The organism is Nocardia niigatensis NBRC 100131 (genome assembly GCF_000308655.1).
Lineage (GTDB): Bacteria > Actinomycetota > Actinomycetes > Mycobacteriales > Mycobacteriaceae > Nocardia > Nocardia niigatensis.
This window is the reverse complement of the sequence record NZ_BAGC01000003.1, coordinates 144,373-155,393: the sequence shown is the minus strand read 5'-3', so window position 1 is coordinate 155,393 and position 11,021 is coordinate 144,373. Positions and strand designations below refer to the sequence as shown.

Here is an 11,021-nt window from a genome sequence, read left to right as displayed (position 1 = left end):
CTGGTCGTAGGGTCGGCGGCATGGGTAGCAGGAGTGCGGTTTTCGCCGGATTGTCGACATTGGATCTCGCCTATGCCGTCGACCGGTATCCCGCCGAGGACTCCAAGACCCAGGCCGCCGACCTGTTCCTCGGAGCGGGCGGACCGGCAGCCAATGCGGCGGTGACCTACGCCTTCCTGTCCGGCGCGACACCGGCCCTGGTGACCGCGCTGGGCAAACATCCACTGGCGGAACTGATTCGGGGCGATCTGGGGCAGCACGGGGTCACCACCGTGGACCTCACACCGGACGGTGATCAGCAGCCGCCGGTGTCCTCGATCATCGTCGCCACCGCGGCGGCCACCCGGACCATCGTGTCGCTGGACGGATCCCGGATCCACCCGGTCCTCGACGCGGCGGCGGCCGATCTGCTCGGCGCGGCCACGGTGCTCCTGCTGGACGGCCACTATCCCGAGCCCGCGCTGCGGCTGGCGACGGCGGCGCGGGCAGCGGGCGTGCCGGTGGTGCTGGATGCCGGGCGCTGGCGCCCGGTGCACGGCGAGCTGCTGCCGGTCGTCGATATCGCGATCTGCTCGAGTGCCTTCACTCCGCCTGGGGTACAGGCTGATTCGGCTGGAAAGGTATTCGAATACCTGCATGCGACGGGACCGCGACAGGCGGCGATCACCGGAGGCGGCGGCCCGATCCGGTACTCGGTGGACGGTGAACGCGGCGAGATCTCCGTCCCTGAGGCATCAGCGGTCGACACGCTCGGTGCGGGCGACATTCTGCACGGCGCGTTCTGTCATTTTCACGAACGTGGCGCGGATTTCCCGGTCGCGCTTCGGCACGCGGCCACGGTGGCGACGGCCTCCTGTGGTTTCATCGGCACCCGGGAATGGATGCGGCACTTCGACATTCGGTCGATACGATAGCGCGCTCAGTCGATGCGGTAGCCGCGTCCCGCCTTGCGCAGCACCAGATCGGCTCGGGCGCGGGTGGATTCGACGAGGGCCGCGTTGCGCAGATCGCTGTGCGCCACCTTGGTGCGGGCGGCTTCGGGGGTGCGGCCGCCGCGAATGTGGCGGCGCAGCAGGCGCCGTTCGATGATCGGGCGCGGCACGTCCAGGTACCAGCTCTCGTCGAGCAGGGGGCGGACGGCGGCCCAGGCGGGGTGGGCGCGGTCATCGAGCAGCAGGTAGTTGCCCTCGGTCACCACGATGGATTGATGGTCGAACACGACGCCGCCGGGGACGGGTTCGTGGATCTCGCGGTCGTAGGTGGGCCAGGAGACGGGCGTGCCCGGGGCGGCGTCGCGGATGGTGCGTAGCAGGGCCACGTAGCCGTCGGTGTCGAAGGTGTCGGGTTCGCCCTTGCGGTCGAGGAATCCGGCGGCGCGGAGTTGCGCGGTGGTCAGGTGGAATCCGTCCATCGGGGCGACCTCGGCGATCGTGGCGCCGGCGGCCAGGTTCAGTTCGTCGCGAATGCCGCGGGCGAGGGTGGATTTGCCCGCGCCGGGCGGGCCCGCGATCCCGAGAAGAAACCGACCGGAATGCCCATCGGCGCGCCGACGAACGCGAGCCGCCAACTCCGCCAACGAGGTTTCGACACTGCCGCGTATCGCCACCCCCCGAGCCTACGGGGAATCAGTGGCCGCCTTCGGGAATGGCACGCACCAGCGCCTGGAGGTCGTCCTCCAGCAGCCGCGAGAGCCGATAGGTCACCACGAACGCGAGCACGCCGCCGACACTGATCAGCCGTAGCGGCCCGATCACCAGCGACAGATCGGCCGTGGACACGAAGGTCACGCTGGCCACCGCCAGCAGCGGCACCGACGCGGCCGCCGCGAGATAGAAATTGCTGCGCCGGGCCAGCGCCGACAACTGCCGCCGATCGGCCGGTCCCACCGAACCGCGCGCCAGCAGCTGCGGATACAGCGACCGCACCGCGTACACCATGATCAGGAAGAACGGATAGGCCAGCGCGATGGTCGCGCACACCACCTGCGCGGTGAAGAAATGCGCGAAGGCATTGTGCGGCAACCGCACTCCCGTCCCGGCCAGCGCCAGCGGCCAGGCCACCCCGGCGATCAGCCACATGGCGAACGGCACCCAGACCGCCCGCTCCCCCATCAGCAGCGTGTCGGCACGGGCGCGGGCGAGCCGGGCCGGCGTGTACCGGTGCCCACGGGCCAGCCGGTAGGAGACCGTCAGCGGCCGGCGGGCCAGCCACAACAGCAGCAAAGCCGCCAGGGGGAAGGCGACCAGATTGTTCACCAGCGCCACCTGCTCGAACCGATGCTGGTCCATCACGGGCAGCTCGTTCACGACGAGACTCTGGTTGATCCGGACGTTGTACCAGCTGGCCACGGCGTTCGGCAGGCCCACGCACAGCACCGCGATCGGCACCGGCCAGCCGCGCAACCGGGCCCACAGGGTGTGCGGCGGCGGATCCACCAGATCGCGTGCCCGGGGATCCAGGCACAGGTTCAGCTGCCCGGCCAGCTGGCCGCCGGTCTGCCAGCGGCGCGCGGGTTCGGGTCGCAGGCATTCCAGCAGCACCCGCCGCAGCGCGGCCGGGGTGTCGGCGGGCAGGGTGTCCAGTGCCGCCGCGGGCACGCCCGCCATTCGCCGGGCGTGCATGGCGCGCACCGCGTCGGCGCCCGCTCCGGCGTCCGAGTCGTCGAAGGGCAGTGTGCCGGTGAGCATTTCCCACAGCACCAGTCCGAGCGAGTAGATGTCGCTGCGGGTGTCGGGCAACGGCGCCGACGGATCCAGCAGGGCGGCCAGCGCTTCCGGCGATCGGTAGCGCAGCGCCCCAGCGTCTTTCGCATCCGCCCCGAGGAACGCCGCGCTCCAGTACACCGGGCCCAGCGCGAAATCCGCGAGTTTGGGCACGCCCTCCGCCGTGAAGAGCACTTTGGCGGGCCGGATGTCGTGATGCAGTGTCCCCTGCCGCAGCCCGTAGTCCAGTGCCTCGGCGAGCCGCCGTCCCACCCACGCCACGGTTTCCGGCCAGCTCATCCCGGCGATGTCGGTCCGCACCCGCGACCCGGACGCGCGGCTCTCACCTTTGGCCTCGCCGGCCGCGTCGATGGCCCGCAGCAGCAGTCCGCCGTCGAGACGGTCACGGCCGGCCGCGGTTTCCTGTCGCAGCCGGTCCAGGACGCCCTCGATGGTGCCGCCGGGCAGATATTGCATGTACAGCAGCCGCAACGGTTGTCCGGTGCTGCCTTCGGCGATCAGGCGCTGGTCGAAGACGCGCACGATGTGCTGGTGGTCGAGCTGGGCGATGGTGTCGGTGTCGCTGTCCACGCCCGCCTCGACTCGCACCGCGACCAGCCGCTGCATGGATCGCTGCCGGGCCAGGAACATGCGGCGGTGGCCGCGTCCGCCGAGATCGGTGAGCAGGTCGAAGTCATCGAGACGGCGGCCGATCTCGATGCCCGCGGGCAGGACGGGCGGCGAGGGCGGCGGCGTCCCGCCGGTGAAGCGGCGGCGGATCTCGTCGGCCGCCTCCGGGTACTCGGCGGTGAAACTGTCCACGTCGACCGGCCGGAACCGGCTGCGGGCCACGTACTCCTCGCACACCAGATCGGCGAAGCCCGGGCTGTCCCCCACCTCCGGGAATTCCGTGCGGTACTCCGCGAGCCGCTTCTCCAGGCCGGCGCGCCTCCAGCGCTGCCGCATGTCCACCCGCACCAGATCGGTGAGGACCGCGAGCCGCACCTCGTGCCCGTCGGGCAGGTAGCCCTCGAGGCTCGGGGGTTCGTCGCGGTCGCCGCGCAGGGTGGATTCCCAATCGGCGGCGAACCGGGCCAGGGCCTGTGCCGGCAGGTCGGTCACGATTCGGTGCCCGCCTCGTGGCCGGACTCGCGCGGCGACCGGACGGACGACACCACCCGCTCCAGCGCGGCCAGATCCGCCTCCAGCGCCCGGAAGATGATGTACACCAGCACGAAGGCGGCGATCCCGCCGACGCTGAGCACCCGGACCGCGACGATCACCCGCGGAATGTCCTCCGGCGGCAGGAAGGTCACACCCGCCACCGCCAGCAGCGGCACCGACGCCGCCACCGCCAGATAGGTGGTGCAGCGCCGGCCCAGCCGGTGCAGCCACACCGCGTCCTCGGCGCTGATGTCCCCGTGCCGCAGGAACATCGGGTAGATGCACCGCACCAGATAGAAGGCGACCAGGAAGAACGGATACGCGACCGCGATCGCCCCGCACACCACCAGCGACACCAGGAAGTGCACGATGCCCGGGACGGGTAGATCGGTGGCCGTCGTCCGTAGCACCAGCGGGAAGGCGAAGCCCGCGACCACCCATAACGAGAACACCACCATGGAGATGCGCTCCCCGGCCAGCAGCACGTCCGCGCGGGCCCGCCGCAAGGTCTCCGGGTCGTATTCGCGGCCCTTGCGCAGCCCGCGCGGCACCACGATCACGTACCGGCACAGATAGGCGATGAAGGCCGCCCCGAGCGGGAAGAACAGCAGGTTCACCGATGCCGTCGTGAGCACGAAGGTGCGCATGGCGGAACCGGTCAGGTGGCTGACGATGAACGCCTGGTTGTGCGCGATGTTGTACAGCGAAGCCAGCGTGTTCGGAATCGCCACGGCCAGCGTGACCAGCGGAATCAGCCACGGCCGCAAGCGCATCCGCCAGCTGTGCGGCGGCGGGTCGACCAGGTCGCGGGCCCGCTCGTCGAGGCACATTTCGAGTTGTTTGGCCAGCACCGCGCCGCTGCTCCAGCGCTGCTCGCGGTCGGGCTCCAGGCAGGTGAGCAGCACGCGGCGCAGCGCGGCGGGACAGTCGGGCGGTACCCGGTCCAGGGCGGAGGTGTCGACGCCGCCGCGCCGCCGGGCCAGCATGGTCTCGAGGGTGGTGCGGTCGCCGTGGTCGCCGGGTCCGGCGGTGGTGTCGTCGAAGGGCTTGGCGCCGGTGAGCAGCTCCCACAGCACCACGCCGAGGGAGAAGATGTCGGCGCGGGTGTCGAGGTCGCCGGCGCTGGTGGCGGTGCCGGGGTGGCAGGCCTCCAGTTGTTCGGGCGACATGTAGGACAGTGAACCGCCGAAGTACGCGACCGGGCTGGAGCTGTCCAACTCCCGGCTGAAACTGATATTGAAATCCGCCAGTTTCGGGACCGCCTCGGCGGTGAGCAGTACATTCGCGGGTTTCACGTCCCGGTGCAACACGCCGTGGCTGTCCGCGTACTCGAGCGCCTCGGCCAGCCGGCGGCCCAGCCACGCCACGGTTTCCGGCCAGCTCAGCCCGGCCAGTTCGGCGCGCACGCTGGAGTCGGTGGGCCGGATCTCGCCCTTCTCCTCCATGGCCGCGTCGACCGCGTCCAGCAGCAGCCGCCCGCTGCGATCCGCGGGCGGGGTGGCCCGCACCCAGCGCAGCACGCCGAGCAGGGTGCCGCCGGGCAGGAACTGCATGTACAGCAGCCGCAGCCGCCGCCCGGATTCGGTGCGCAGTTCCGACAGCAGCCGCTGGTCGAAGACGCGCACGATGTAGTCGTGGTCGAGCTGGGCCAGGGTCTGCGGTTCGGTGCCGTGGTCGGCCGAGATCTTCACCGCGACCAGCCGCTGCAGGGAGCGCTGCCGGGCCAGGAAGACCCGGGCGAACGCCCCGGAACCGAGAGTGGTCAGCAGGTCGAAATCGTCTATGCGCTGGCCGATTTCGATGCGATCGAGCAGCTCCCCGGTCTCGGGGGTGGTGACGCCGCCGGTGGCCCGGGTCTGCTCGACCGGTGCGCCGACCAGTTGCGAGGGATCCTCGTACAGCGTCACCTCACCCAGATCGGGCACCCGGGTGGTGTCCCCGTCGAACCGCCCGGTCCGGGTGGTCACGTTCAGCTGCGTCCGTTCGGCGAGTTCGGCCCCGAAGTCGCCCCGCGTGGACTCGTCCAGCCCGGCCCGCCGCGTGCTCTGGTCCTCGTCGTCGGCGTTCAGCAGCTCCCGCAGCTCGGCCGCCTGATGCGGATACTCGCGCAGGCAGTCGCGCGGATCCACCCGCTCTCCGCTGTGCCTGCGGATGACGAACTCCTCGTACACCAGCCCGGCGGGCAGATCCCCGGCCGTGAGTTCGGGGAATTCGGCGCAATATTCGCACAAACGCTTGTGCGGGGTCGTGTCGGTCCCGGTGGAGCGGGGCAGCCAGCGATGCCGCATATCCACCCGGATGAGTTCGATCAGGGCGCCACGGCGCAGCGTGGTGGCGTCCGGCAGATAGTCGGCGATCCGGGGCGGAGCCACAGCGGAGCCCCAGGCGGCTGCGAAGGCAGCCACCGCACTCGCGTCCGTTCCGGCCGAGTAGCCGCCGGGACGGTGGTCGGAACCAGAAGCCATGTCCGCACCCATCTGGCTCGGCACGGATGTCGTCGATCCGCACTGTCGTTGGGAGATGTCGTGGATTCCGGGATTCAAACAAAGAAACCGCCACACCCAACACCATCATCCCCGACCGATAGCCGGAATGATAACTTGCGGCTCACGAGCGGATCACCCGATTTCGACACGAGGCGACGGGGGAAGACCAGCATGTACGACGACGGCACGGGGTCAGCGGCTGAAATCGCCACAGCCGCTACCACCGAGGAGGTACCGGTGGCACACACCACGGCCGATTCCGACACCCCATCCGACCGTCCCTCCGTGGACCTGACCACGGCCACCGGCACCGCTACGGCCGTCCAGAACGGCTCGATCTCCCCCGAGGACGCGGTCGGCGCGGCGCTGGACCGGATTCGCGCCCGCGATCGGAAATTGAACGCCTTCAGTCTCGTTCGCGAGGAGGCCGCCCGCACCGAGGCCCGCGCGGTGGCCGAAAGACCGGATCTGGATATGCTGCCGCTGGCCGGCGTGCCGGTCGCGGTGAAGAACAATATCGACGTCACCGGTGAGGTGACCCGCGGCGGCTCGCTGAGCGGCGCCGACGCGCCCGCCCCGGACGATCATCCGGTGGTGCGGCGGCTGCGGGCCGCGGGGGCCGTCATCGTCGGACTCACCACCGTCCCCGAATTCGCGTTGTGGGGCACCACCGACGGCCCGGGCAGCATCACCCGCAGCCCCTGGAACACCCGTTACTCGGCGGGCGGCTCGTCGGGCGGTGCCGGCGCGGCAGTCGGCGCGGGCATGGTCCCGATCGCGCACGGCAACGACGGGCTCGGCTCGGTGCGGATTCCGGCCGCCTGCTCCGGCGTGGTCGGCCTCAAGCCCGGCCGCGGCCTGGTACCCGCCGAGGTGGGCGTGGACTCCTGGGGCGGGATGACGGAAAACGGTGTCCTCGCAACGACTGTCACCGATACCGCGCTGATGCTCTCGGTGCTGGCGGACCGTCCCGACCTGGCCGATCTGGAGACGCCGCCGACCCTGCGCATCGGGCTGGCGACCGCGCCGCCGTCGCCGCTGACCCATGTCGACCTGGCCTGGACCGCGGCCGCAGACAAAGCCGCCGCGGCCGCCTCCCGGGCGGGCCACGTCATCGGGGTGGCCGAACTGCCTTATCAGGGTGTGGCTTTCGCGCTGCTGCTGCGCTGGCTGGGCAATGCCGCGCGCGAGGCCGCGACCGTCCCGCATCCGGATCGCCTGCAGCGCCGCACCCGCACCCACGTCGCCCTCGGCAAGGCGGTACTGAAGTCCGGGCTGTCGCGGGCCTCCCAGGTCGATCGCGTGGAGGCCCGGCTGCTCGACTACTTCGAGCGCTACGACGTGGTCATCACCCCGACGCTGGCGTCCCCGGCCCCGCGTGCCCGCCGCTGGCATTCCCGCCCCTGGCTGGCGAATGTCCTTGCGAACGTGAAGTTCTCGCCGTTCACGCCGCTGTGGAACCTGGTCGGCTGGCCCGCGCTGTCGCTGCCCATGGGGCTGCATCCCCGTACCGGCACCCCGGTCGCGGCGCAGATCGCGGGGCCTCCCGGCAGCGAGTCGACCATCCTCCGGCTGGCCGCGCAGATCGAGGCCGCTCATCCCTGGCAGCGCGTCGCGCCCTGAGCGTCCGGTGAGCAGTGCCCCGAATACGGCACAGCGCCGCGTCACCGAGTGACGCGGCGCTGTTCTCGATCCCGTGCTCCCGGACGGACCGCGGCACCCTCCGACCCACTGCCGCCGCCCGTGTATCGACCGGGCCGGGTCCGGACCTACACGGCCGCGACGGGCTCCTTCTCCGCGAAGCCGCCGTCGAGGACGCGGGCGGCGAACTCGAGAATGGTGGGACGGTCGTCGTCCGCGCGCCAGGCCACGGCCAGTTCGCAGGGCGCGAGGCCGGTGACCGGGCGGGCGGTGAGGCCGGGCCAGCGGTACATGGGGACATTGTTCTCGGCCAGCAGGCAGACGCCCAGGCCGAGGCTGACCGCCTCGAGGCGCTCCTCGGCGGTGGCCGCTTCCGCGCCGATCTTGGCCTGGCGGCCGCCGCGGGCGTCGGCGCCGAGCCAGAAGTCGCGTGCCGCACCGGCTTCGGCGGGCATGGCGATGAAGGGTTCGTCGATCAGGTCGGCGAAGTCGATGTTCTCCTGGTTGGCCAGGGCGTGGTTCTCCGGCAGCAGCACCCAGCGGGGTTCGGTGCGCAGCACCTGCCAGCGGTAGCGGCTGGTGTCGGGCACCGGCAGCCACATGAGCGCGAGGTCGGCCTGGCGGCCGGCGAGACCGCTGGACGGGTCGGTCCAGGACGCGGAATGCAGGGCGAGCCGGTGGCCGCTGGCGCTCTCCAGGTCGGTGATCAGGCCGCGGCCGATGGAGGACTGGATGCCGACGCGCAGCACCTCACCGGCCTCCTGGAGGGCGACATTGGTGACTTCCCAGAGCTCCAGGATCTTCCGGGCGCCTTCGAGCAGTTCCTTGCCGGCGACGGTCAGGGCCACGCTGCGCTGGTTGCGGTCGAACAGCACGACGTCGAGCTGGCGTTCCAACTGCCGGATCTGTCGTGACAGGGTGGGTTGTGCGATGTGCAGCCGTTGCGCCGCGTTGGTGAAATGCAGTTCCTCAGCGACGGCGACGAAATACCGCAGGTCGCGCAAATGCGGGTCCATAGCCCCTTGCTATCAGAATCGGTCTTGATTTTCCAGCCGTATCCGACCCAAAAGTTTGCAACTTGAGCAGAAAACAGCCGTCAGGTTTGTTACAGACAGCATAGGGCTCCGAAGAAACATCTTGTTAACCGGACCCGCGAATTCCTGGCCATTCAATATCACCCAGCCGCCCCACCCCGAGCGGACACTTGACCAGCAGTTACGCACAATCACGCCCCACGGGCAATGCCGAGAGGCCCCGGTCGCTGACATCCAGCAACAGACACCCGCCCCGGCCCGCACCCCAAACCAGCAAATCGAGTGATTTTCGTCACATAATGACCGAAGGCCGCTCTCCGTCACCGGAAGCGGCCTTCGTTTCGATCGCCGAGCGGGGTCGCCCCGACGGCTTCGCGGGTGTTATTCCCCGCCGTAAACCTTCGGATTCAGGGTGCCGATGTAGGGCAGATCGCGGTAGCGCTCGGCGTAGTCGAGGCCGTAACCCACCACGAACTCGTTCGGGATGTCGAAGCCCACGGCCATCACGTCCACCTGGGTGCGCAGCGCATCGGGCTTGCGCAGCAGCGTCACCACCTCGAGCGAGGCCGGGTTGCGGCTGGACAGGTTGCGCAGCAGCCACGACAGCGTCAGACCGGAGTCGATGATGTCCTCGACGATCAGCACATGGCGGCCGGCGATGTCCTTGTCCAGGTCCTTCATGATGCGCACGACACCCGAGGACGAGGTGGAGGACCCGTAGGACGAGACGGCCATGAATTCCATCTGCGTCGGCACGGTGAGCTTCTTGGCCAGGTCGGTCATGAAGAAGATGGCGCCCTTGAGCACGCCCACCAGCAGCAGGTCACCCTCGGGGGCATCGGCGGGATAGCGCTTGGCGACCAGTTCGGCCAGTTCCTCGACCTTGGCGGCGATCTCTTCCTCGCTGATCAGCACCGACGCGATGTCGTCCCCGTACACGTCCGCTGGTTTCCCTTCAGTGATGGCGACCCGAATCGGGTTCACTCCGAACAGAGTATGAGCCTGCCATGTTCACGCGCGGCAACCAACCTCGTCCCAGTGAGCGAACCACCGACCGCGACTCCGCCCTGCCCCCGCCACCGCGTGACCAGTGCCTCGACCGCCCGTAAATTGGTGTCCGTCAATGATTTTGCGCCACGGTCGAGCAACCACGCGCGGATGGCGCGGCGGCGGACCGCGGGCGCGGCAGTGGCGAGCGTCTCGATTCGCAGCCCGTCCCCGTCCCGGGCGGCTGCCAGCAACTCTCCGGCGAGCGCGTCCAGCACCTCCCCGTCCTCTCGCAGCTGCGCCGCCGTGCGCGCCAGCGCGACCGCCACGCCGCCGCCGAGCACGTCCTCGAGCAGGGGCAGCACCTCGCCGCGCAGGCGTACGCGGGTGAACTCCGGAGCACTGTTGTGCGGGTCCTCCCAGGGCGTGATCCCCAGATCCGCGCACAGCTCACGAGCCGTGCTCCGCCGTACCCCGAGCAGTGGCCGCCCCCACGGTTCCTCGAATTCCGCCATCCCCCGGATGGATCGGATCCCCGACCCGCGTCCCAGACCGAGCAACACGGTCTCGGCCTGATCATCGAGCGTGTGGCCGAGCAGTACGGGCAACCCTTGCCGCGCTTCGTCCAATGCCGCGTAGCGGGCGCGCCGGGCCGCCGCCTCCGGGCCACCGGGATATCCGGCCGCGCCGGTCCTCTCGACCTCCACGGTCAGGACCCGCGCCGACCGGCAGCCCAGCCGCAAGGCCAGCGCGGCCGCCGCCGCGGCCACGTCGGCCGATCCGGTCTGCAGTCCGTGATCCACGGTCAGGGCGTCCACCACGTCCGCCTCCGCGCAGGCGGCGGCCGTCAGCGCGACCGAATCAGCCCCGCCCGACAGGGCCACGGCGACCACGCCCGCGGGCGCGTACCGCCCCAGCCAGTCCCGCACGGCACGCCGCAGCTCCAGCGCGGCGCGTGTCTCGGGCAGCTGGGGGCGGTCGTTCACGCCCTGATCGTTGCACGGACC

8 protein-coding genes are annotated in these 11,021 nt (G+C 70.3%); 2 read left to right on the top strand and 6 right to left on the bottom strand.

Annotated features, from left to right (window positions below; all coding sequences use genetic code 11):
* The first annotated feature begins 20 nt into the window (after window positions 1-20).
* On the top strand, window positions 21-914 hold the full coding sequence (locus ON33_RS02215) for a PfkB family carbohydrate kinase (RefSeq protein WP_040854244.1): 894 nt from the start codon (window positions 21-23) through the stop codon (window positions 912-914).
* Between the two features lie 5 nt (window positions 915-919).
* Here ON33_RS02215 and ON33_RS02210 read toward each other — a convergent pair whose 3' ends face one another.
* From ON33_RS02210 to ON33_RS02200, 3 genes are read right to left on the bottom strand one after another with little or no spacing between them, the layout of a single operon-like run.
* Window positions 920-1,606, bottom strand: a complete 687-nt coding sequence (locus ON33_RS02210; protein WP_306307500.1) for a nucleoside/nucleotide kinase family protein — start codon at window positions 1,604-1,606, stop codon at window positions 920-922.
* A 19-nt stretch (window positions 1,607-1,625) separates the two neighbouring features.
* Entirely contained in the window at window positions 1,626-3,824 is a 2,199-nt protein-coding gene (locus ON33_RS02205) for a serine/threonine-protein kinase (protein WP_051151545.1), read from the bottom strand.
* The gene (locus ON33_RS02200) at window positions 3,821-6,331 is read right to left on the bottom strand and encodes a serine/threonine-protein kinase (RefSeq protein ID WP_051151563.1); all 2,511 of its coding nucleotides are present in this window, start codon (window positions 6,329-6,331) and stop codon (window positions 3,821-3,823) included. Before ON33_RS02200 ends, ON33_RS02205 begins: the two co-directional genes overlap by 4 nt.
* A 258-nt stretch (window positions 6,332-6,589) precedes the next feature.
* On the opposite strand from ON33_RS02200, the gene ON33_RS02195 reads away from it, so the two are divergent.
* Complete coding sequence (locus ON33_RS02195; RefSeq protein ID WP_373281004.1) at window positions 6,590-7,975, top strand: amidase; 1,386 nt, start codon at window positions 6,590-6,592, stop codon at window positions 7,973-7,975.
* A gap of 146 nt (window positions 7,976-8,121) precedes the next feature.
* Here the strand turns inward: ON33_RS02195 and ON33_RS02190 are convergent, their stop codons facing one another.
* The 3 genes from ON33_RS02190 to tilS form a co-directional block, all read right to left on the bottom strand.
* Window positions 8,122-9,009 (bottom strand): LysR family transcriptional regulator, encoded by an 888-nt coding sequence (locus ON33_RS02190; RefSeq protein WP_040854241.1) that lies wholly within the window; start codon window positions 9,007-9,009, stop codon window positions 8,122-8,124.
* A gap of 399 nt (window positions 9,010-9,408) precedes the next feature.
* The gene (hpt, locus tag ON33_RS02185) at window positions 9,409-9,966 is read right to left on the bottom strand and encodes a hypoxanthine phosphoribosyltransferase (RefSeq protein WP_040854556.1); all 558 of its coding nucleotides are present in this window, start codon (window positions 9,964-9,966) and stop codon (window positions 9,409-9,411) included.
* Window positions 9,967-10,007: 41 nt separating this feature from the next.
* Window positions 10,008-11,000 carry a tRNA lysidine(34) synthetase TilS gene (tilS, locus tag ON33_RS02180; protein ID WP_245550259.1) on the bottom strand — a complete coding sequence of 331 codons (993 nt, stop codon included), beginning with the start codon at window positions 10,998-11,000 and terminating at the stop codon, window positions 10,008-10,010.
* Between the last annotated feature and the right edge of the window lie 21 nt (window positions 11,001-11,021).